The following is a 20,589-nucleotide window of genomic DNA, read 5'->3' on the forward strand; positions in this document are numbered from 1 at the left end:
TTAGGTAGAATGGCCACAACGTCCCCCGCCAACTCCAAGACTCCTCGCCCTGTGCCCGGCGCTACTCCCTCACCGCCCGATGTCCCGTCCGCTCACCTGACTGATCTGCAGCAGGTTCTGGAGCGCGACATCCCGATGTGCGCCCAGATGGCGATGCAGGTAACCGATTGCTCGGACCGTCGGCTGTCGGTCTCCATGCCGCTGGAGCTGAACCACAACCACCAGCAAACCGCCTTCGCCGGTAGCCTCAACGCTCTGTGCACCATCGTCGGCTGGGGCACCATGTACCTGCTGCTGCGTCGGCTGGAGACCACGGGCAACATCGTTATTCGCCGCAGCAGCATCAAGTACCACCGCCCAGTGGCCACCACTCACGTCACCGCTCGCTGCCAACCAGTCGACCCGCTGGCCCAGCAGCACTTCGCCGAAATGTACGCGGAAAAGGGCCAGGCGAAGCTCGATCTGGCGGTCGAAATCGCCGGCGAGGGCCGATCGGCCGTCACGTTCACTGGTTCGTATGTGGTCACACGCGAAGACTGCCAAATTGGCGTCTTCGCCATCATCTAGACCGCATCTAAAGGACACTTGAAACTGCCATTATGGCGTCTTCGATATTCGGCTAAGTCTTTTGGGTCGACGCAAGATATTGCAAACAAACGACTTGCGAAAACAACAGCGCGTTTGGCATTCTAGTTGCTTTCTCTATGAGCGTGGTCGTCGGAACTGCCGAGACCACCGAATTTGCGAGTTTCTGGTGCAGCCAGATTCCTATGTTCAGTGTTTAGAGGAGGTAATTACCATGAAAGCCACTCAATCCAACAACCGTCTGCAGAACATCTTCCCTGCGGCTCTAGCCGAGGTCGATTCGCTGGTCGACCAGTTCTTCGGCCCCACCGCAACGCGCGGCGCCGCTTGGCGTGCGCCGGTCGCTGTGTGGGAGGGCAAAGAGCACCTGCACATGGAGGTCGACGCACCGGGTGTGACGCTCGAAGACGTCGACATCACGTTCGACAAAGGCCGGCTGTCGCTCACCCTCGAGCGCAAAGCGCCCGAGTACGAAGGCACGCTGTGGCACAGCGAACGCGGCTACGGCAAAGTAACCCGCAGCCTATCGCTACCCGAGACGGTCGACCCCGACACCATCGAGGCGACGCTCAGCGACGGCGTACTGCGAGTCTCCATCGGCAAGCGGCCTGAGCTGCAGCCCAAACGCATTGAAGTGAAGTCCGCGTAATCGCGGATTGGTGGATGTTGTTCCCATCCGACGCGGCCGTACCCTTCGGGGTGCGGTCGCGTTTTTTTATTGGACGCCGCGCTCGATGATCGAACCAACCTGACCGCCCAGCCAGCACGCGCCGATGCCTAGAATGCAGTTGGCCAGCACATTCGCTCCGGCCGCCAACGGTCGGCCAAGTTCGATAAGTCGCAACGTGTCGTAACCAAACGTGGAGAAGGTCGTCAACGCGCCGAGAAAGCCAATGGTCACAGCCACGTGGCTGTTCACCGGCAGCCACTTGCCTTCCACCAGCGCCTCGTGCATCAACAGGCCTATCAGGAAGCAGCCAAACACGTTGACGATCAGCACGCCATAGGGAAATCTGTCGCCAAGCACGTGCACAGCCAGCACCGCCACGGCGTACCGCAGCAGCGCACCAACCGCGCCTCCGCCGGCAATGGCAAGCAGTCGTATCAGGTGTGTATCCACGGAAAACCAATCGGGTTCGGGTTGCAGGGTTTGTGCCGGCGAGCGCGCGGCATTGTTTCTCTAATTCGTGCAGCTTGACGGATGGCGCTCAATCATATTACCCAGACCACCGAATTTAAGTCCACAGACGGACTGGTCGAATTCCTGCTAGCGGTACGGCTACAGGCGTTCGGCTGGAGGGCAGGAGAGTTTTACTACGGCGCAGGAGGCGCCGCGCCATGGTCGGCAACCACACACCAACTCGCAGAATTCCCATCCGATGGATGCTCACGGCATTTGTCCTGGTGGTGGTATGGGCAACGCTCAACACTTGGCGGCCGAACTCGCCGCGGACCGCTGCAGGCCCACCGCAAGTCGCCCGACCTTCGCACCAGCTTGCCTTCGCAGGCGCACTGACGGTCGCCGGGCCTCCGAAGTGCCGGTGGCTACAACTGCCACCGCAACCGCTGGTCGAGCAAGCGGCGAAGTCCCAACCGGCTGGCTCTCCGCAAATCGTGCTTGTCGACGACCCACTGGTGCGACAGATGCTGCAAGACCCCACGTTCGTGCGTGTGATCGAGAGTGAGAGCGAGCCCTTAGTAGATCGCGAATGGCCCGCCGAGCCGCGCTACTCGCTGGACTCGCTCGACCCAGCACTACGCCCGTGGTTCAGCAAGCTGCAACAGGTCGATGGTGGTCACCCCGCGTGGCTGTTGTTTGCACCGTCCCACGCGCAAAGCTGGCGCGCCGGATCGCGATCGTTGCTGGAGCAATGGCGGCAGGGCAATCGGTCGGCGTTGCACTCTGCTGCTTCGCCGCGATACGCGTCGCCACCTTCGCTGCTGAACGGTCCGATGCTCACCAGCCCGCACGATCGCCTGGCGATGATTCCGCAGTCGCAAACCACGCGCGACCTCGCCGCGCATCAACGTGGTTGGGACGAGCGAGTGTTGCTGGCGATGCGACCGTTGCTGGAGTCGGGTTACGAGAACGCCGAGCCCCAGGCGTTGGTCCCCGAGCCGACGTCGCTGGTAGCGATGCTGCGGCAACTGGCCGTTGAGCCGGAGTGCCGCGAGTGGGCGCTGGAGTCGCTGCGATGGATCGACGCCCTGGCAACTGGTGAATTGCCGGGCTTTGTGACCGAGGGCGACGTGCTCGAACGCTTGGCCTGGTTGTCGCAGCAGGCGGAGCGGATGGCGGAGCAAACCGACGACCCTGCAATGGCGACGCGACTACGTCGGGCACGGTACGCGATGTGGCGGCGTATCGCCATTTGGCATGTGGCCAGCGAACTGACGAGGCCGCCGGTCGGTCGTATCGCGCTGGCTGGCACCGCTCCACCCCGCAGCGGACACGCAGCGCAGGTGTCGCTCTACACGCCGGTGCAGCTCGATCAGTTGCTCAACGAGGTCGAGCAGTACGAAAGCTCACCGTCGGCGGACAGCAGCCGCTTGCTCGCGGTGCGGATGGCGCAACTCTCGCAGTCGGGCAGCGCCGGCCGGCAGCAACTCGCCGAGACGCTGTCGGATCAGTATCGCAACGCCAACGCGCGGGTCGCCATTAGCAAGGACCTGGTGAATCGCTTCCTGACGCCAGAGGAGCCGCGGGTCGAACCAGTTCGCGATCGCATTATGGGGACTCCGGTCAGCGGGCAAGCGACGACGCAGTCGGAAACCTCGGTGACCCTGCTGCCCGATCCTAACGCCTGGAGGTTGGGACTGGAGGTGAGGGGCCACGCCAACTCGCAAACCATCGCGTTCGAGCGAACCGTGCGGGTGCGAACCGTGGGCACTACCAACTTCGCGGCGCGACAACAGGTGGTGATCAATCCGCAGGGCATGCACCTGGGCCGGGTGGTGGCCGATGCAAACAGCGCCAGCCGCTTCATCAACGCGCGTAGCGACTACGACATCTTGCCTTTGGTCGGTGGAGTAATTCGCTCCAAGGCGCGGGATGCGTTCTCCGATCGTCGCGGCCGGGCTCAGAAGGAAGTCTCCCAGAAGGCGAGCCAACGGGTCGAGCAGCAAATGAGCACCACCGTGCAGACGGCCGCCGATCGTGCCATGGAGCAATGGAAGAATCGCGTGATCAACCCGCTGGCCACCGGTGGCGTGACGATCGAGCCGGTCGAGATGAGAACTACCGACAAGCGATTGATCGCGCGGGCGCGAGTTGTGCATGGCCAGGCGCTCACGTCGCACTCGCCGCGTCCGCGCGCTCCGTCCGATAGCCTCGCCAGCGTTCAACTGCACCAATCGGGACTCACCAACCTGGTGGCGGCGCTCAATCTGGCGGGCGAGCGGCTTACGGCCGAGCAGTTTGCCCAGCGGGTGAGGAAGTTTGCTCCCAACATGTCGACTGACAAGATGGACGACGACGCTCGCGAAACGATTATCGAATTCGCCGACGAGACGCCGGTGACGTTCGAATTGGCCGATGGCAAACTGCACATCGCATGGCAAGTGAACGAGTTGGTGGTTCGCGGCCGATCGAACCGCGACTTCACCGTGCACCTGTACTACGTGCCGGTGGCGGACGGTTTGGTCGCGCGATTCGAACACCAAGCGGGGCCGTACCTGGAAGGGAGCATGCGGAACTCGCAGCGAATGCGTCTGCAAACGATCTTCGGCAAGGTGTTTCCCGACGACGGATTCGTCGCTGTGGGCACGAAGTACGCCGACGACCCAAGGCTGTCGGGTTTGATGATCACGCAACTGGTCATCGACGATGGCTGGCTAGGCGTGGCGCTCGGCCCGGCCACTGAGAATCGCTCGGCGCAACTCGACCGCTACGCCCCGTTGTGGCGATAATCCCCAAAGACTATGGCGTTGCCAACGGCTCGCCGACCTCGGGCCAACCTTCGTCGGTCCACGTCATCGGTCGGACCTGCAAGATTCGCTGGGCGCGGAGGTTCTGAATGTCGTAGGTGTGGTGCACGAACCATTGTCCCTCATCGGTGATGAGCACCCCATTGTGGCCCGGCCCACGCCAACGATCGGTGCTCTCCAGCACCAACGTTCCGCCCCCTTCCAGCATCGGTTTACCCTCGGCGTCCTGGTAAGGACCGGCGGCATTCTTGCTGCGGCCCACGCGCACGTTGTACGTACTGCGGGCGCCGTCGCAGCAGCTGTCCCACGACACGAATAAGTAGTAGTAGCCATCGCGGTAAACAACGAACGGTGCTTCGATGGCGTGCGACTCGACATCGGGACGAGCGGCAACCGGCTGGATCTCGGCATCCGGTTTGGGCTTGCCCGTTGCGGGATCGACCTCCACGACCTTGAGCCCCGTCCAGTACGAACCCCAAAACAACAGCCAACGCCCTTGCTGGTCGACAAACAGCGCTGGATCAATGGCGTTGAAATCCGTAGTCTCGGGCGACGACTCGATCACCTTGCCGCGATCCTGCCACTCATAGTCGGGACTCTCCGGATCGATCGCCTTATTCACCGCCAGCCCAATCACCGAACGCTGGCTGCCCATGGTAGAAACACTGTAGTACAGATAGTACAGCCCGTCGTGATAACTAAGGTCGGGCGCCCACAGGTTGCGAGCGCCTGGCACTTCGCGACGTGCCCATTCAGGCACGGACTGATCGAACACGCGACCGACGCGGCGCCACTGCTTCAGGTCGGTGCTCTTCAGGAGCTGCACACCACGCCCAGTGGCCGCCGCCCAGTACACGGTTTGTCCCGCGTCGTCGGTTGTGGCCACCACCGTCGGATCCGGCGCATGCTGAAGCAATGGATTGCTGCGCCGCTGAGCCTCGGCGACGTCAACGATCGAAAGCAGGAAGACCAACGACAGAACACAACAGGAAAAGCGCGTCACGGCAAGAACTCTCGAAGCGGAAGGTGGGTAGGGCGTGGCGGGGAACCTCCTTTATACCACACCGGCCCCCCGACCTGGGCGCGAGCGTGGTGCGACAATCTGCCGCAGTTGGGTTGTGGTGGACTCGCATGGCGAAAGAGTCCAAAATGAGCGGCTTTGTATCTCCACCGCCTTCGCCGCCATGTCCTGGTTGTATCGCCAACGCCGACGTATCGCGACGCTGCTGCTCATCGTGTTTACCGCGGCAGCCACGGGTGTGCCGCTGCCGGTGCCGCGACTCGCCAGCAGGTTGCAGGAACGCTATCCGTGTGAAAACTGCGGCTGCGGCTGTAACTCAGCCACGGTTTGCTGGACCAACTGCTGCTGCCACACGATGGCCGAGCGGCTGGCGTGGGCTCGGCGTGAAGGAGTCCGCCCGCCACAACAAGCGTTGCAGCTCGCAAACGCCCAAGGGCTCGACGTGCGTCCTTGGCTGGAGTCGGCACCACCACAGACGACCACGTGCTGCACAACGCCTGCGCCCGCCAAATCAAAGTCGTGCTGTTGTTGCAAACGACCACCCGCCGAGCGGGCAACCGACGAGAACTCTACTCTACCTCGCACCCCGGTTTGGCAAACGGCCTCATGCCAGGGTGTGCTGAAGTTGTGGCTGTCGATCACCGTTACGCCGCACACTATTGAGCCTTGCGAGTCGCCCGGGCTGCTTTGCGAATCTCTCGCGACTCCGTGCGAGCAACTCTCTATTCGTTTGGCATCCGCTCCTCCTACTCCACCTCCGCAGCCTACGGCGTGAGTTCCTACCCTCCGTCCGTATTCTCATAACTGCGCCCGCTGCGGTAGCGCTGTGCCTCGATGGTTGCAGCGCAGCTGTTTCACGGCACGGACACTAGCAGCATGCATCCTCGACGCGGCTTAACGCTGGTCGAGCTGTTGGTCGTGTTGGCGATTGTCGGCGTGCTGGTAGCCTTGTTGCTGCCAGCCGTGCAGTCGGCACGCGTGGCAGCTCGCCGTACTCAGTGTACGAACAATCTGAAGCAGATCGGGTTGGCGTTTCACCTGTTCTTGGACACCAACCAAGGCAGGTTCCCGCGCAGCACCCACTCGGCGTTCGCGCATCGCGAACTGTCCTGGGGAATGCAGATTGCGCCGCATCTCGATCCGACCATCGAGCCCGCCATGGGTCCGGTGCCGGATGCGCTGATGCAGGGCGTCTATCGATGTCCTGACGACATCCGCGACAACAAGCGGATGTGGAGTTACGGCAAGAACGTGTGGTTTGAACTCAACAGCGCGGAGACGGGCGAAGTGGAGGGCGCTGCGCGCGGCCCAACCTATGCGCGATTGCGGAGCGTTCCCAGCACCAGTCGTACCGTGCTGGTGGGTGAGCTCGAGTCGGGCTCGACCACCGACCACATCATGGCGCATTTCTGGAGACTGGGCGGAGCAACCGAGGTTGCCACCAACCGCCACCATAACACTAGCAACTATTTGTGGGTGGACGGGCATGTATCGTCCCACCCGTTCCACGAGACTTTCGACTGGACGCAGCGCGTCGATCGCTGGGACCCCGGCACTGCCGGTGAACCCTGAGCGATTGGTGAGCGATTCCAGACAACCCGAAGGACCCAAAGTATATGAAGGCCATACGATTCTGCATTCTCACATTCACTCTATTGTCATGCGCTGTTGTAGCGTCGGCTCAGTTGCCTCCGCTTCCGCCGATGACCAACGGCGATGGCAACCCTGCCAACAACGGCATGAAGCACATCATGCTTTCCTTCGATGGAACCGATCTCACCGCACACGTCGACGAGCCACCCGCCTCGCCGGTGACAATGATGTCGGGCCACGGCTTCGATTTCGACGCCGCGTTCGACGTGCTTGAAGATCGTTACTTCAACAGCCAGCATGGGTGGCTGCAGGGGGTTCCCATTGTGCCGCCGCAAGATAGCGATGTGTGGATCCGGCGAACCAGCGCCACGATGCCAGATGGCGCTACGCTCGGGGTGTTCGAAGGCGGGATGGGTATGGAGATGAATGCTTGGACCATGAACGAAATCCACACCGAGGCTGGGACACCCTGGAAGTGGGACCGGATGATGCAACACGACGTGTACGTGGCCGACCTACCGGGCGAGTACAGCATGAGCTTCGAAGTCTACCTCGGCGACTCAACCACCGGCGAACCGCTGGACGGTTACGGTTCCGCGACCGCCACGCTGTATTTCACTACTCCGGTGCCCGAACCCGATGCCGCGGTGCTCTGTATCGCTGCAGGAGCGATGGGTTTCTGGTATCGAAAGTTTCGCGGTTAGTCGGGTTCTTGATCGTGGGGCCGCGCAGCTCGAACCTGCGCGGCCTCCTTTGACCTTGAACACGCAACCTCCAAAAGGGAGACTCTCATGTTTCGCATTTTGCTACTTGGCTGGCTGCTTTTTCCGGCAGTTCGGCTCGAGGCTGCCTATGTCCAACCAATGATGGGCGGCGGACAAGTGAGCCAGGGCGAGGCCGGTATGAAGCACGCCGACATCTCGTTCGAAGCCGGCGTGCTAAGCGTGCACGTCGACGAAACCGTTGCCACGCCGGTGCTGCGGGCGCTCGACGAACCTGCCGAGTTCGACCCCGCTGGCACGTGGGGCATGATCAACCAGCACGCCTACAACTTCCAATACGGCTGGAACCCCGGCGTCTTCGACGTTTTTCCGCCCGATGGAACATGGGTCTGGATCGAGCAACTCGACGCGTCGCCCGAGCTGCAAGTCTACCAGCGCCCGCCGGCTTCGCCCGTCGGGCAGCCGATCTTCGGCACCGACGGCAGCTCGCCGCGTTGGCGGTGGAGTTTGAGCATGACGCACAACCTGTACGCGGTGCAGTCGCCCCAGCAATCAGAGTACTTTGCCGAGTACCGTGTCTACATCGGCGACGATACGACCGGCGAGCCCGACGATCGGTTCACGCCGGCCGAGGTTACGTTTCGATTCCAGGCAATCGCGAATCTACCGGGCGACTACGACAACAGTGGCGTCGTCGACGCCGAGGACTACGCTTTGTGGCGAAACGAGTTCAGCAACAGTGTTACTCCTGGCACCGGCGCCGATGGCAACGGCGACGGCCTCGTGAACCTAGCCGATTACACCGTGTGGCGGAATCAACTGGGAGCGTCGACCATCGATTCGGCCCACGGAACGATTTCCACCGCGGCGGTTCCAGAGCCGGCCGCGGTGGTGACTTCGCTCCTGGCGTTGGTGTTGGGAGCACGGTTCCGGCGAGGCGTAGCTCGCCGGCTATTTCTGCCTTCGCTCAGTATGTTACTGGGCGGTCGGCCAGTTTAACGCGGATTAGCCACTGCATATTCTCAAAACGCTTCGACCAATCGGCCGGTGCGATACGGTCGCCATTGCGTTCGTCGGTTGAGCCGACGCCGCGCGGATTGCCGTCCTGGTAGCCCATGTACAAGCCTCTGAACTTGGTGCCGTGCGTGTCGATACTCACGTAGAACTTGCCCTTCACGCGAGTGGGAAGTGTGGGGATCGATATCCACCGCTTCTGCTGCGTACTCACACTATAGGGGAACGTCGTTCGGCTAAGAATCTTGCGGTTCTCGTCCAGGATGTAGACGTCGCCGCTCACTGCTTCGGCGTCGTGCTCTCGTCCGAACTGCGAAGCGTAGCACTGCACCTGCCATACATAGCCCTCCACGTTTTGGGGAGTTTCAAACTCCACGGTGTAGAGCGCGCCCTGGATATTCATGTGGTCATCGGTCGGGCCGTCGTCTTGCTTGAGCGTCAAGCTGCGCGCGTCGCCGACAATCTCCTTGTCGAGCTGGGCCTCTTGCTCCTCGGCCATCTCCGTACGAGCAGCGTCGTCGAGCAGCGATCTGGCCTCGCCCTCGATTTGGTTGGTGACATACGCGCGGATCATCCAGTCGCCATCCAACTCGGTCTGCTCGCCGGTAGGATCCGAGGCGGTGAGCGAGGCAGAGTGGCTGGGAGACGAGTCGGTGTCGATGCCAACGTACACACCCTTGGTGCGGGTGGGATTAAAGAACACCGCCACCTGGAAAGGTCCCTCAACCTCTACTGGATCGATGGGAATGCGGACCCACTTTTCGTTGCCACGTTCGAATAGCGAATAGGGCTTCTTGATCACTTGACGCTTGGTGAAGTCGTCGCTCGCGATCACGACTTCGAATTCTTCATTCGGCGCCTGGCGTGTTCCGTATCGCGAGCCGTGCAGCCGTATGCCATTGACGTACCACTTCTGATCGTCGGGACACTCGAACCGCACGGCGTGCATGCCGCCGGTTATGCTACGCTTGCCCTCCTGAGTGCCGTCGTCGTACTTCAGCAGTTCCGTCTTCTGCGCCGTCGCGGGTGTGGCCAACACGGCCGTCAGTAGCGCGGCCGCCAAGCAGAGAATGAGCCTGGTCATCGTAGGGTCTCCTTCGGTAGATAGATGCAACTACGGAGACAGAACGCCTCCCCTATGGTCTCTCATCTGGTTCTCTGAGCGCGGCCCAATCGCACCAGGGGTGCTGCAGCGCGCCGTGCGCCGCCGTCCAGTGTTCGATCTCCTCGGCCGTCAAAGCGATTGCCGGGGGCGAACTGGGAACGGTCTGCTGTGCGGCTTGTAGCTCGAGAATCGTGTTGTTGAGCGATTCAATCTGATGTTGGGTGGCGGACTGCATCCTCATCATCACCACCGCTTGGTAAACAACTACGCCTACCAACACGGCGAGCAAGGCAGTTTGCACTCGCCGCAGCAGCAGCCTTGGCCCCAACGCAATCTGCCGGCACGCGCGGTGGTTTGACTCGAAGTCGCCGAACCGCTGCTGCGCATCCTGGCGAGCTTCGTCCGGCGTCATGCCGGCGCGGATGTTCTCCTCGGTTCGCATGTCGAGATGGAACTCGAGTTCTTCGCGAATCTCGGCGTCGACTTCCGCGGTCGACTGCGTCCAGGCGGCCGGCAGGAACTCGACAAGCGTGTGAGCGAGGTCCATTTTCAGGCCTCCGGCACGGGATTCATGACAACGGTGATCGCCTCGACGAAGCGGTTCCATCGCTTCTTTTCCGCGGTGAGCTGCTTGCGTCCTGCCGACGTGAGCTGGTAGTACTTCGCCCGGCGGTTCGACTCGCTGAGTCCCCACTCGTGCTCGATCCAGCCGCGCCGCTGCATGCGATGCAGCGCCGGGTAGAGCGAACCTTCTTCGACCACCAGCGCTTCGCCACTGGCCTGCTGAATCTGCCGGGCAATGGCGTAGCCGTGCAGCTTGCCGACCGTGAGGGTCTTGAGGATGAGCATGTCGAGCGTGCCCTGCAGCAGCTCGGCCTTCTTGTTTTGATTCTTGGCGGGCATTGGATCAGTTCTCCAGGGCCTTCCCCTTGTCGTTCTAGGGAAGTGTACGCGAGACTCCCCTAGAATGTCAAGGGGAAAGAAGGAAAAGTGTAAGCACAAAAAACGACCCCCTGAAAGCAAGGTGCCTCCAGGGGGTCGGAATGTTTGCTGGATTGGAGTCGAGCGGTTAGCTCTTCTCTTCCTCTTCGGCCTCAGCGGACTCTTCGGTCGACTCGGCCGCTTCCTCGGTGGAAGCTTCCTCATCGGCTGGGGCTTCGGCGGCGGCCTCTTCTTCCTTCTCGTCTTCGGTGTCGTCGAACGTCGGGCGTTCGGCCTTCTTCACGACGCGATCGTTCTTGCCAACGAACTCCAGAATCGCACGCGGACCGGCGTCGCCCAGGCGGGGTTGGGCCAGCTTCACGATGCGGGTGTAGCCGCCGTCGCGATCTTCGAAGCGGGGAGCAATGTCGTCGATCAGAATCTCGACGGCTTCCTTGTTGCCCAACAGCTGAATCAAACGACGACGAACCGCCACAGCGGGCGCCACGGCCGCATTCCATTCGTTGTACTTATCGCTCTTGCGCCAGGACTTCCAACCATCGCTGCGATAATCGGAACCGCTCTCCAAGGCGGCTGCGGCCTCCAACGGAGCCTGCGCCTTCTTGGCAAGCGTGATGCACCGCTCGATGAACGGGCGAACCTCTTTGGCCTTGGCCACGGTGGTGATGATGCGTCCCTGGACGCGCGGCGGAGCCGGCGCGGTGGACGACAGGTCTTTGTCGAACAGCGGATGCTCAGGGTCGCGCTCGGTGAGGATCAACTCACTGGCGAGACTGCGGAGCAGTGCCCGTTGATGCTTCGGATTGCGGCCCAACTTGCGGCCACGGCGGCGATGTCGCATGACTCTGGTCTTTGCAAATAAAGGTGAGCGATGGGGAGCTTAGACTCCGGCGGTATGCGGAACACGCATGCCCAAGTGCAGGCCGAGCTCGGTGAGCTTTTCGCGAACCTCCGTGAGCGTCGTCTCGCCGAAGTTGCGAACCTCCAACAGGGCGTCCTCGCTGCGGGTCACCAACTCGCGAACAGTCAGGATGTTTTCGCTTTCCAGGCAGTTGCTCGCCCGCACCGAGAGCTTCAATTCAGCAATCGGCAGGTTGAGCTTGGCTTCCAAGCCGGGATCGACGCCTTCGACCGAGGTGGTGCGAGCGGGCGTGCGGATTTGCGGGCCGAGGCTCGAGTACTGGACGAACGGGTTGAGGTGCTTGCGAAGGATCTTCGCGGCCTCGACCACGGCCATCTCGGGGCCCAGCGATCCGTCGGTGGTGATCTCGAGTGTCAGCTTGTCGTAGTTCGTCTTCTGACCAACACGGGTCTCTTCCACCTGGTAACGAACTCGCAACACGGGGCTGAAAATGGCATCGATCGGAATGATGCCGATTTCCTGCACGTTGTCGCTGTGCTCGCTGGAGGGGACGTAGCCACGACCATTCTCCACCACCATCTCCATGACGAACGGAACGTCGTCGGTCAGGGTGGCCAGCACGTGGTCCTTGTTCACGATCTCCACGGTGTCGTCGGTCTGGATGTCGCCGGCTTTGATCTCGCCAGCGCTGTTTCGCTCGACACGCAGTACCTTGGTCGACTCGCTGTGGTTCTTCACCACCAACGATTTGACGTTCAGCACAATGTCGGTCACGTCTTCCAGCACACCCGGTACGGTGGTGAACTCGTGCTGAGCGTTGTGAATCTTGATTTGCGTAACCGCACTGCCTTCCAGGCTGGATAGCAGGATACGTCGCAGGCCGTTGCCCACGGTGGTGCCGAAGCCACGCTCGAACGGCTCGGCAATAAATTTGCCGTAGGTGCCGGTCAGGGACTCCTGATCGCATTCCACTACGCTCGGAAGTTCCAAGCCACGCCAACGAATATGCATCGAATGCCTCCCTCAGAGGAATTGAATGAAGTACTTGCGACACCTTCTGGCTATCGAGGGCCCACGGTGTCAGCGACCTTCCGATGGACTACCTCGAGCAGAGCTCGACGATCAACTGGGTTTGCACCGGCAACGATACGTCGTCGACGCTGGGAATGCGTCCCACAATCCCTTCAGGCACGCCCTCGGGATCGACCGACAAATAGTCGGGCACGTCACGGCCGGTTCCTTCGCCTAACGCCTGACGCACGCAACCCAGGCTCTTGGCCTTGTTCTTGGCGCGAATCACGTCGCCCGGCCGAACCTGGTAACTGGGAATGGTCACGGTGCGGCCATTGACCGTAATGTGACCGTGATGCACCATCTGGCGCGCCTGAGCGCGGCTGAGGCCGAAGCCGAGCCGATGCACCACGTTGTCGAGCCGGCGCTCGAGCAGCGTGAGCAGGTTATCGCCCGTGTTGCCCTTGAGGCGTTCCGCCTCGGCAAAATAGCGGCGGAACTGACGCTCCAAGACGCCATAGTAGTGCTTGACCTTCTGCTTTTCGCGAAGATGAATCGCGTAGTCGGTCGGCTTGCCACGACGCCCCTGCTGCATGCCCGGCGGCGAGTCACGACGCTCGAAGGCGCACTTCGCCGTGTCGCAGCGAGTGCCTTTGAGGAAGAGCTTCATGCCGTCGCGGCGGCAGAGTCGGCAAACGGGTCCGGTGTACCTGGCCATACTTAGTTAGCTGTTGAAACTGGGATTTTGGGAGTTGTGTTATTTCAGGCCGCTGGCCGAATCAGTATCAGTATTTCGTCGAACGGATCTTTTTGAATTGCGATCTGGTGGTGGGTCGGACCTCTTTGGTAACTGCTAAGATCGCAATTCAAAAAGTCCGGCTCGACCAGATATCACACGCGACGCTTCTTGCGGGGGCGGCAACCGTTATGCGGAAGCGGGGTCACGTCTTCGATGCTCTTAACCTTCAGGCCGGCGGCTTCGAGGGCGGTGATGGCGCTCTCGCGTCCGCTGCCGGGGCCGCGAACCTTCACGTCCACGTCACGCATGCCGAACTTCTTGGCCTTCTCGGCGGCCTGCTGCGCGGCACATTGACCGGCGAACGGCGTGCTCTTGCGGCTGCCTTTGAAGCCGCTGGTGCCGGCGCTGGCCCAGCAAAGCGTATCGCCTTTGGTATCGGTAATGGTGACCGTGGTGTTGTTGAACGTGGCCACCACGTGGGCGATGCCCACGGCTACGTTGCGTTTGACGCGCTTCTTCGACTTGGTACTTTGCTTGGCCATCCGCCAATAATCTCCGTCGCGATTGATTGCTTACGCAGAATGTTTCAGTGCAATAAACTCTGGGCGATTAACGCAGGTCTTTCACGCCCTTCTTGCCGGCCACCGTCTTCTTGGGGCCCTTGCGAGTGCGAGCGTTGGTTTTGGTTCGTTGGCCACGCACCGGCAGGCCCCGGCGGTGACGAATGCCGCGGTAGCAGCCGATGTCACGCAGGCGCGAGATATTCTGGCTGGTTTGCCGACGCAACTGACCTTCGGCCACATAATCCTTGTCCAACAGCGCCGCGATGCGAGCCACTTCGTCTTCGGTCAACTCCGAAGCACGCTGGTGCGGGTCGAGTCCCGCCTTGTGGCACAATTCGCGGGCGGTGTGGTTGCCCACGCCATACAAGTAGGTCAACGAAATCGCCGTGGGGCGATTAGCCGGAATGTCGACACCCAACAAACGTGGCATGCTTTAAGTCCTGGTTGGCTCTGAAGTTTACGCGGTCTTGATTCTCAAACTGGCAATGGGGAGTCACAGCTCCACCTTAGTAACCAATGTCCAAACCCGAATGACCAATGGTGTTGGAACGCATTGGTCATTGGACATTCTTCATTGGTCATTTACCCCTGCCGTTGCTTGTGGCGGGGGTTGTCGCACACCACTCGCACCACGCCGCGGCGGCGGACGATTTTGCACTTGTCGCACATACGTTTTACGCTGGCTCGAACTTTCATCGTGCCGTTCCTCCGAATCCGGGGGGCAATTAAGCGGTGGTCGCCGACGACGAAACCGAGCGGGGCTGCGGCACGAAGAACATGCGCGGCCCGGGCGTCGAGGTTCCGGCGAGGGGAAACGCTTGAATATATGGCGACTCGCTGAGACCTGCAAGGGTCGCGCGGCACGTTTTTTGCCCTACGGAGATAGCAATTCTGGAACTTCGTGCGATTCGGGCAAGCTAGGACGGCTGAGCAGACCACAACGCCCACCTCAACGACACCCGACTCACCGCCCGGGATCGCCCGCAGGCCCTGGTTTTTGGCGTTTTTCGCGGAAGAACTGCCGCAGGATGTCGCCGCACTCCTGGGCTAGGACCCCACTGACCACTTCTGCCGCGTGATTCAGCCGCGAGTCGCCCAACAGTGTGTATAACGTGTCGACGGCCCCCGCCTTGGGGTCGGCCGCCCCGTATACCACCCGTGGAATCCGCGAGTTGACGATCGCTCCGGCGCACATTGGGCAGGGTTCCAGGGTGACGTACAGCGTGCAATCGGCCAGCCGCCAGCTCCCTAGGGCGGCGGCGGCCTGGGTGACCGCGATCATTTCGGCGTGGGCTGTGGGGTCGTGCAGCATCTCCCGCTGGTTGTACGCCGCGGCGATGATCGTCCCCTGGTGCACCACCACCGCACCGACCGGCACCTCGCCCGCGGCCGCGGCCAGCTCGGCCTGGCGCAACGCCTCGCGCATGAAATGCTCGTGGAGGGCGATTTCTTCGGGTTGTTCCTCAGTGGTCATCTTCGTTCCTGGCGGGCCGTTGATCATACTGGATGGCGAGCACCAGCTCGGCAACCATTCTAAGCCGGAAATCCCCACACCGTCAGTCAACCACCATGGCCGCACCACCCGAAGGCGACGAGCCGATCCACCCTCCCTGGTATCGCTGGCGGTGGGCGATGCTGGCGGCCTATTGGCTGGTGATGCTGGCGGCCACGCACCGGCCAGCCAAACCAACCCCCGGCGCGCCCCCTGCCACGCATATCGACAAGCCGGCGCATGCGGTTGGTTTCGCCATCCTGGCGTGGATGCTCGCTTGGTGCTGGTGTGCAGGGTTGCCGCTGACCTTCCGTCGTGCGGCCATCATTCTGGGCGTGTTGCTGGCTTACAGCGTGTTGGACGAACTCACCCAACCGTGGTTCGCCAGGACCTGCGACCCGCTCGACCTGTTGGCCGATTTGGTGGGAGCGGCGATTGGCTTGGGAGCCTTCGCTCTGATGTCTCGAAGGCGCGAGCGTGCTCAAACGTAGTTCGGCGTCGGCGCGCGATACTCGTCCAGATTGATCGACTGGAACCACTCGATGGTGGTCTTCAGTCCTTCGCGCAGCGCAACCTTCGGCTCCCAGCCCAGGTGTTGCGTGGCCAGCGCGATGTCGGGTTGCCGCTGCGTGGGATCGTCGGCCGGCAGGGGCCGCTCGACCATTTTCGACTTCGAGCCAGTCAGCTCGATCACCACCTCGGCCAACTCGCGAATAGTGAACTCGCCCGGATTGCCGATGTTCACGGGCCCGACGAAATCGTCGGAGCCGTTCATCATGCGAATGATGCCTTCGACCAGGTCGTCGCGGTAGCAGAATGAACGTGTTTGCGATCCATCGCCGAAGATGGTGATGTCCTCGCCATTGATCGCCTGACGGATGAAATTCGACACCACGCGGCCGTCGTAGGGATGCATCCGCGGGCCGTAGGTGTTGAAGATGCGAACCAGGCGGACATTCACATGGTTCATGCGATGGTAGTCCATGAACAGCGTCTCGGCCGCGCGCTTGCCCTCGTCGTAACACGAGCGAAGCCCCACGGGATTGACCGAGCCGCGATAACTCTCCGGCTGGGGATGCACTTCAGGATCGCCGTACACTTCGCTGGTCGACGCCTGCAGCACTTTGGCGCGACACCGCTTGGCCATGCCCAGCACGTTGATCGCGCCCATCACCGAAGTCTTCATCGTCTTGATGGGATTGTACTGGTAGTGGCCCGGCGCGGCGGGGCAGGCGAGGTTGTAGATCTCGTCGACTTCCAGAAACAGCGGGTGCGTGACGTCGTGCCGGATGAGTTCGAAGTTCGGCTCGTCGAGCAGGTGGGCGACGTTCGACTTCTGACTGGTGAAGAAGTTATCGAGGCAGATCACGTCGTGCCCCTCGGCAACCAGCCGCTCGCACAAGTGAGACCCCAAGAACCCGGCCCCACCGGTTACTAGAATGCGTTGTATCTGAGACATCTTGTCAGAAACTCCCTCGATGGTCGAAATCGCTTGCAAGAGTACCGATGATAGTCATCGGGCGGGAGGTTGGCTATCGCTGCAGGTTTCCACGCCAGTCTATGCTCTCGGCTCAATCCGCCGACGCCGCCCGAGATCCACCAGGTCCAGCAATCCCATTCGTGACTTCCAACGCGGTGTTGGTGCACATTAGAGCCAAATTCCAAGAGCTTTTTTGGAGTTGAAGAAGGCGTCGTGCTGTCCCCCGAGTGGCAAAGGTGCATCGAATACATGCGCCGGTGGTATTTCGCGGTATTTGGGCATCCATCCGCAATGCTGTTACAGGTGCCCGATTCGCGAGACCGAAGTAGGAACATGGTGAGCTATGTAATCGTTGCCGCGATGCTATCACTTCCCTCCGCTTCGTCAATTCCAGTCGGTGCACTGCTGCCCGGCGCCCGCCCCGACGAGCCCGCTCGATGCGAAGTAATTACCTGGCTGTGGTCGTTCTCTGTGTGCTGGCCCTTGGGTTGGCAAAGGACGTGCACGCTCAGCACCTGACGTCACGCCGGCCCGATCAATATCCTTCGCCCACGGTGAAAGTCCCCGCAGCGGGTCACCAGTTCGACGCCGACTACTCCTGGCAGGACAACACGCTCACCGGCGACTGGCGTGGACTACGCAGCGAGTTGGCGCAACAGGGTGTGGTGTTTGGTGGTCGTTACGTGCCGGTGTTGATGGACAACCACACGGGCGGGTTCGACACCGGCTTCTTTGGCGGTGGGCCGCTCGGCATCACGACCACCATCGACACCGAGCGCCTGGCGGGAATCGAAGGTGGCACGCTGTTCTTCGACTGGGAATTCTACTCGTGGTACAACGGGCGCTTCACCACGAACAATCAGTTTGATCCCACCGGCTCCTACGTCGGCGTGAACACCAATCTGCTCGACGGCGACACCAAGGACCTGAATCAGGTGGCTCAGTTGTACTACCAACAGTCGATGTGGGACGACGCCGTGGAAATGTCCTTCGGTAAGATGGACGCCAACGTTCCATTCGCTGCAGTGCAGGCGGCAGGTGCGTTCCAGAACAGCATCGCAATGTTCACTTCGACGCTGAACCCGTTCCTGCCAACCTATCAGAACGAAGCGACCGCCCTGGTGGTTTCGCTGCAGATGAGTGATGCCGTGGTGGGGAAGTTCGGCTGGTTCGACGGAACAACGGCCGCCTATGATCCGGGCACGGGCAACAGCGGACCCGCCACCGGCCCGCGAGGTCCATCGACCTTTTTCAACAACGACGGCAATTGGTTTTTGATCACCGAGTGGGATCTGTCGTGGCAGTTGGACGCGTGCCGACCGGGCTCGGCAGGCGTGGGGGCATGGGTTCAAACCGGTCTCACAGACACCGCTGGCGCCGACACCGTCGGCGTGAGCGACGTGCCCGGCTGGTACACCCAATGGCAGCAGACCGTCTGGTCGCCAAGCGCCGACGTGGCCGCTGATGGCGGTGGACTTATCTACTACGGCCAATTCGGCTGGAGCGACCCAAACAAGAACCCCGTGCACTGGTCGCTGATGACAGGGTTCTCGGCCACGGGAGTGTTTCCGCATGCACCCGCCGACGCAGCGGGAATCATGTTTGCCTATACCGATTTCACTTCCAATCCGAGCATCTATCAATCGACGCTGCGAAACGGCTTGGCCGGTCCGGCAGGGGGGCATGAGTTGTCGCTCGAGTCGTTCTATATCTGGTACTGGACGCCCTGGTCCTATCTACAGCCGGGAGTCATGTGGATCGACTCTCCCGGCGGGGGCGAACCGGCAGCGCTGGACGACGACTTCATGACGTATCTGTTGATCGGGTTTGAACTCTAGCTACACGTCCGACCGCGAGCGAATTGCTGGACTTCCCGTCCAAGTGGAGTTAACATCGCATCACCGACGCGACCGCGCTACTTTTCACGGCATCGAACCTCCGCCCTGACTTCGCATCTGCTTGTGGGGAGCAACCGCCATGCAGAAAACAAATGGCCCTCTGTCTCGACGTCAACTTCTTCAAGCAGGCGCTGGTCTGCCGTTGGTCATGGCCGCACCCGGCGTGGCCACCGCTGCAAGTGGAAGCGAATTAGACTCGGTTCCGGTCTCGCTGCCATCTCAAGCCAAGCCAGACCACGTACTCAACATTGAGGAGAAGTCGATCGCGCCGCTCGGAACACCAACGAAGGCCACGCTGGTGAACGGCGTATTGCCCGGCACCGAGCTTCGATACCGGGAAGGCGACATGCTGCGCGTGTTGGTCAACAACCGCCTGGCCGTCCCCACCAGCGTGCACTGGCATGGCATATTGGTGCCCAACTACATGGATGGCGTTCCGGGAGTTACACAACTGCCAATTGCTGCGGGTGCCTCGGTGCTCTACGAGTACCCCATTCGCCAGTCGGGAACGTATTGGTATCACTCGCACTACGGATTTCAAGAGCAAACCGGTCTGAGTGGAGCCCTGATCGTCGACGCCACCAACGAGCTCTACTCTTATGACCACGACGTGGTTGTGATGATGTCCGACTGGCTTGACGAAGCGCCCGAAGGAATCGTTCCTCAGATTCGCGGCCAGCAACCGGCGACCGCCGCCATCAAGCCTCCCCCAGGCGAGTACAAGTTTCCGGCCGACAAGGCGTTCAACGTCGACATCAACTACCCCGGCTATTTGATCAACGGCCATTCGAACGAGCGCCCCTGGTCGCTGAAGGTTCGAGCCGGTGACCGCGTTCGGTTGCGACTCATCAATTCGTCAACCGCTACGTTCTTCCGCGTTTCGATCGACGGGCACGACCTGCAGCTGATCTCTGCGGACGGTCAGTACGTCGAACCGATCGATGTCGACGATCTTGTCGTCGCAACGGCCGAACGATACGACGTGCTCGTTACAATCAAAAAGCCGGGCAGCTTTACCCTGCACGCCGCGGCGCTCGGCACCAGCAAGCAGGCCGTCGGTGTTATTCACACGGCCGACGCCGTCCCAAGGGCAAACCTGAATCGCGCAGAGTTCTCCGGCAAGAGCGGCGGAATGGCCGATTACGCTGCACTCAAGGCACTCCATCCGATCAAGTTGGCCGATGGTCCCGTAAAGCAGTTCGAAATCGATCTGGGAGGCGAGATGATGAAGTACCTCTGGTCGATGCAGGGCGAGTACTATCCCGAGATCTACTCGCCCGACGGCAAGGCTACACCGCTGGGCATCCAATATGGCGATCGGGTGCGGGTTCGCCTGACGAACTCCACCATGATGTTTCACCCCATGCACCTTCACGGACACTTCTTCCGACTGTTGCGGCAACCAGGCGCGTGGGACGACCCGTGGGCTCCGGTGAAAGATTCCGTTGGCGTCGGCCCCAAGCAGCAGATCGACTTCGAGTTCAGTGCCGACAACCCAGGCAGTTGGTTCTTCCACTGCCACAACCTCTACCACCTCGCCTGCGGTATGGCCCGAGTGGTTCAGTACGAAGTATGACCGATCGGACGGGCCGCGGTTCTGAAACCAGCCATGATCGCACTGGCAATCTTGGGATG

At 61.2% G+C, this 20,589-nt stretch carries 22 protein-coding genes and 1 pseudogene; 10 read left to right on the forward strand and 13 right to left on the reverse strand.

Translation table 11 applies throughout. From position 1 onward, the window contains the following. Positions 1–9 precede the first annotated feature (9 nt). Positions 10–567 (forward strand): YiiD C-terminal domain-containing protein, encoded by a 558-nt coding sequence (locus ACQK2L_RS03150; protein ID WP_425395477.1) that lies wholly within the window; start codon positions 10–12, stop codon positions 565–567. A gap of 232 nt (positions 568–799) precedes the next feature. After that, a complete protein-coding gene (locus ACQK2L_RS03155; RefSeq protein ID WP_425395478.1) occupies positions 800–1,234 on the forward strand; it encodes an Hsp20/alpha crystallin family protein in 435 nt (144 codons plus the stop codon). A gap of 66 nt (positions 1,235–1,300) precedes the next feature. Here the strand turns inward: ACQK2L_RS03155 and crcB are convergent, their stop codons facing one another. Beyond that, positions 1,301–1,705 (reverse strand): fluoride efflux transporter CrcB, encoded by a 405-nt coding sequence (crcB, locus tag ACQK2L_RS03160; protein ID WP_425395479.1) that lies wholly within the window; start codon positions 1,703–1,705, stop codon positions 1,301–1,303. A 218-nt stretch (positions 1,706–1,923) separates the two neighbouring features. On the opposite strand from crcB, the gene ACQK2L_RS03165 reads away from it, so the two are divergent. Next, positions 1,924–4,494 carry a hypothetical protein gene (locus ACQK2L_RS03165; RefSeq protein WP_425395480.1) on the forward strand — a complete coding sequence of 857 codons (2,571 nt, stop codon included), beginning with the start codon at positions 1,924–1,926 and terminating at the stop codon, positions 4,492–4,494. A 10-nt stretch (positions 4,495–4,504) separates the two neighbouring features. On the opposite strand, the gene ACQK2L_RS03170 is transcribed toward ACQK2L_RS03165, so the two are convergent. Further along, positions 4,505–5,515: an arabinan endo-1,5-alpha-L-arabinosidase gene (locus ACQK2L_RS03170; RefSeq protein WP_425395481.1), complete on the reverse strand. Its 1,011-nt coding sequence runs from the start codon at positions 5,513–5,515 to the stop codon at positions 4,505–4,507. Between the two features lie 181 nt (positions 5,516–5,696). On the opposite strand from ACQK2L_RS03170, the gene ACQK2L_RS03175 reads away from it, so the two are divergent. The 4 genes and pseudogenes from ACQK2L_RS03175 to ACQK2L_RS03190 all read left to right on the forward strand — a co-directional run bounded on the left by ACQK2L_RS03175 (position 5,697) and on the right by ACQK2L_RS03190 (position 8,847). Further along, a complete protein-coding gene (locus ACQK2L_RS03175; protein WP_425395482.1) occupies positions 5,697–6,308 on the forward strand; it encodes a hypothetical protein in 612 nt (203 codons plus the stop codon). 59 nt (positions 6,309–6,367) lie between these two features. Continuing rightward, positions 6,368–6,673 (forward strand): annotated as a pseudogene (locus ACQK2L_RS03180) (DUF1559 domain-containing protein); the annotation flags it as partial. Between the two features lie 476 nt (positions 6,674–7,149). After that, positions 7,150–7,830 carry a hypothetical protein gene (locus tag ACQK2L_RS03185; protein WP_425395483.1) on the forward strand — a complete coding sequence of 227 codons (681 nt, stop codon included), beginning with the start codon at positions 7,150–7,152 and terminating at the stop codon, positions 7,828–7,830. 87 nt (positions 7,831–7,917) lie between these two features. Further along, a complete protein-coding gene (locus ACQK2L_RS03190) occupies positions 7,918–8,847 on the forward strand; it encodes a dockerin type I domain-containing protein (protein WP_425395484.1) in 930 nt (309 codons plus the stop codon). On the opposite strand, the gene ACQK2L_RS03195 is transcribed toward ACQK2L_RS03190, so the two are convergent. The 10 genes from ACQK2L_RS03195 to tadA all read right to left on the reverse strand — a co-directional run bounded on the left by ACQK2L_RS03195 (position 8,816) and on the right by tadA (position 15,558). Further along, entirely contained in the window at positions 8,816–9,946 is a 1,131-nt protein-coding gene (locus tag ACQK2L_RS03195; RefSeq protein ID WP_425395485.1) for a hypothetical protein, read from the reverse strand. The genes ACQK2L_RS03190 and ACQK2L_RS03195 overlap by 32 nt on opposite strands. A 52-nt stretch (positions 9,947–9,998) precedes the next feature. Next, positions 9,999–10,514: a permease prefix domain 1-containing protein gene (locus ACQK2L_RS03200; protein ID WP_425395486.1), complete on the reverse strand. Its 516-nt coding sequence runs from the start codon at positions 10,512–10,514 to the stop codon at positions 9,999–10,001. A 2-nt stretch (positions 10,515–10,516) separates the two neighbouring features. After that, complete coding sequence (locus tag ACQK2L_RS03205; protein WP_425395487.1) at positions 10,517–10,870, reverse strand: PadR family transcriptional regulator; 354 nt, start codon at positions 10,868–10,870, stop codon at positions 10,517–10,519. Positions 10,871–11,036: 166 nt separating this feature from the next. Next, positions 11,037–11,750, reverse strand: coding sequence for a bL17 family ribosomal protein (locus ACQK2L_RS03210; protein WP_425395488.1), 714 nt, complete (start codon positions 11,748–11,750; stop codon positions 11,037–11,039). A gap of 39 nt (positions 11,751–11,789) precedes the next feature. Beyond that, entirely contained in the window at positions 11,790–12,782 is a 993-nt protein-coding gene (locus ACQK2L_RS03215; protein WP_425395489.1) for a DNA-directed RNA polymerase subunit alpha, read from the reverse strand. Between the two features lie 88 nt (positions 12,783–12,870). Then, positions 12,871–13,500: a 30S ribosomal protein S4 gene (gene rpsD, locus ACQK2L_RS03220; protein WP_425395490.1), complete on the reverse strand. Its 630-nt coding sequence runs from the start codon at positions 13,498–13,500 to the stop codon at positions 12,871–12,873. Between the two features lie 173 nt (positions 13,501–13,673). Further along, positions 13,674–14,063 (reverse strand): 30S ribosomal protein S11, encoded by a 390-nt coding sequence (rpsK, locus tag ACQK2L_RS03225; protein WP_425395491.1) that lies wholly within the window; start codon positions 14,061–14,063, stop codon positions 13,674–13,676. 67 nt (positions 14,064–14,130) lie between these two features. Next, positions 14,131–14,502 carry a 30S ribosomal protein S13 gene (gene rpsM / locus ACQK2L_RS03230; RefSeq protein WP_425397410.1) on the reverse strand — a complete coding sequence of 124 codons (372 nt, stop codon included), beginning with the start codon at positions 14,500–14,502 and terminating at the stop codon, positions 14,131–14,133. Positions 14,503–14,666: 164 nt separating this feature from the next. Next, on the reverse strand, positions 14,667–14,780 hold the full coding sequence (gene rpmJ, locus ACQK2L_RS03235) for a 50S ribosomal protein L36 (RefSeq protein ID WP_425395492.1): 114 nt from the start codon (positions 14,778–14,780) through the stop codon (positions 14,667–14,669). Between the two features lie 268 nt (positions 14,781–15,048). After that, positions 15,049–15,558, reverse strand: coding sequence for a tRNA adenosine(34) deaminase TadA (gene tadA, locus ACQK2L_RS03240; protein WP_425395493.1), 510 nt, complete (start codon positions 15,556–15,558; stop codon positions 15,049–15,051). Between the two features lie 95 nt (positions 15,559–15,653). On the opposite strand from tadA, the gene ACQK2L_RS03245 reads away from it, so the two are divergent. Next, positions 15,654–16,067 carry a VanZ family protein gene (locus ACQK2L_RS03245; protein ID WP_425395494.1) on the forward strand — a complete coding sequence of 138 codons (414 nt, stop codon included), beginning with the start codon at positions 15,654–15,656 and terminating at the stop codon, positions 16,065–16,067. Here the strand turns inward: ACQK2L_RS03245 and ACQK2L_RS03250 are convergent. After that, positions 16,058–17,035: a UDP-glucuronic acid decarboxylase family protein gene (locus ACQK2L_RS03250; protein WP_425395495.1), complete on the reverse strand. Its 978-nt coding sequence runs from the start codon at positions 17,033–17,035 to the stop codon at positions 16,058–16,060. The genes ACQK2L_RS03245 and ACQK2L_RS03250 overlap by 10 nt on opposite strands. 458 nt (positions 17,036–17,493) lie before the next feature. On the opposite strand from ACQK2L_RS03250, the gene ACQK2L_RS03255 reads away from it, so the two are divergent. Together ACQK2L_RS03255 and ACQK2L_RS03260 are read left to right on the forward strand one after the other, a co-directional pair. Further along, positions 17,494–18,894: a carbohydrate porin gene (locus tag ACQK2L_RS03255; protein WP_425395496.1), complete on the forward strand. Its 1,401-nt coding sequence runs from the start codon at positions 17,494–17,496 to the stop codon at positions 18,892–18,894. 139 nt (positions 18,895–19,033) lie between these two features. After that, positions 19,034–20,530, forward strand: a complete 1,497-nt coding sequence (locus ACQK2L_RS03260; protein ID WP_425395497.1) for a multicopper oxidase family protein — start codon at positions 19,034–19,036, stop codon at positions 20,528–20,530. The last annotated feature ends 59 nt before the right edge of the window (positions 20,531–20,589 follow it).

This window comes from Aeoliella sp., assembly GCF_965227375.1.
In the GTDB taxonomy this organism is placed as follows: Bacteria; Planctomycetota; Planctomycetia; order Pirellulales; family Lacipirellulaceae; genus Aeoliella.

Coding starts and splice junctions, on each gene's coding strand:
- ACQK2L_RS03190 (WP_425395484.1), top strand. CDS start 7,918: ATGTTTCGCATTTTGCTACTTGGCTGGCTGCTTTTTCCGGCAGTTCGG.
- ACQK2L_RS03185 (WP_425395483.1), top strand. CDS start 7,150: ATGAAGGCCATACGATTCTGCATTCTCACATTCACTCTATTGTCATGC.
- ACQK2L_RS03205 (WP_425395487.1), bottom strand. CDS start 10,870: ATGCCCGCCAAGAATCAAAACAAGAAGGCCGAGCTGCTGCAGGGCACG.
- ACQK2L_RS03250 (WP_425395495.1), bottom strand. CDS start 17,035: ATGTCTCAGATACAACGCATTCTAGTAACCGGTGGGGCCGGGTTCTTG.
- ACQK2L_RS03175 (WP_425395482.1), top strand. CDS start 5,697: ATGTCCTGGTTGTATCGCCAACGCCGACGTATCGCGACGCTGCTGCTC.
- ACQK2L_RS03210 (WP_425395488.1), bottom strand. CDS start 11,750: ATGCGACATCGCCGCCGTGGCCGCAAGTTGGGCCGCAATCCGAAGCAT.
- ACQK2L_RS03255 (WP_425395496.1), top strand. CDS start 17,494: ATGCGAAGTAATTACCTGGCTGTGGTCGTTCTCTGTGTGCTGGCCCTT.
- ACQK2L_RS03260 (WP_425395497.1), top strand. CDS start 19,034: ATGCAGAAAACAAATGGCCCTCTGTCTCGACGTCAACTTCTTCAAGCA.
- ACQK2L_RS03155 (WP_425395478.1), top strand. CDS start 800: ATGAAAGCCACTCAATCCAACAACCGTCTGCAGAACATCTTCCCTGCG.
- ACQK2L_RS03150 (WP_425395477.1), top strand. CDS start 10: ATGGCCACAACGTCCCCCGCCAACTCCAAGACTCCTCGCCCTGTGCCC.
- rpsK (WP_425395491.1), bottom strand. CDS start 14,063: ATGGCCAAGCAAAGTACCAAGTCGAAGAAGCGCGTCAAACGCAACGTA.
- ACQK2L_RS03245 (WP_425395494.1), top strand. CDS start 15,654: ATGGCCGCACCACCCGAAGGCGACGAGCCGATCCACCCTCCCTGGTAT.
- rpmJ (WP_425395492.1), bottom strand. CDS start 14,780: ATGAAAGTTCGAGCCAGCGTAAAACGTATGTGCGACAAGTGCAAAATC.
- tadA (WP_425395493.1), bottom strand. CDS start 15,558: ATGACCACTGAGGAACAACCCGAAGAAATCGCCCTCCACGAGCATTTC.
- rpsD (WP_425395490.1), bottom strand. CDS start 13,500: ATGGCCAGGTACACCGGACCCGTTTGCCGACTCTGCCGCCGCGACGGC.
- ACQK2L_RS03165 (WP_425395480.1), top strand. CDS start 1,924: ATGGTCGGCAACCACACACCAACTCGCAGAATTCCCATCCGATGGATG.
- ACQK2L_RS03215 (WP_425395489.1), bottom strand. CDS start 12,782: ATGCATATTCGTTGGCGTGGCTTGGAACTTCCGAGCGTAGTGGAATGC.
- ACQK2L_RS03200 (WP_425395486.1), bottom strand. CDS start 10,514: ATGGACCTCGCTCACACGCTTGTCGAGTTCCTGCCGGCCGCCTGGACG.
- ACQK2L_RS03195 (WP_425395485.1), bottom strand. CDS start 9,946: ATGACCAGGCTCATTCTCTGCTTGGCGGCCGCGCTACTGACGGCCGTG.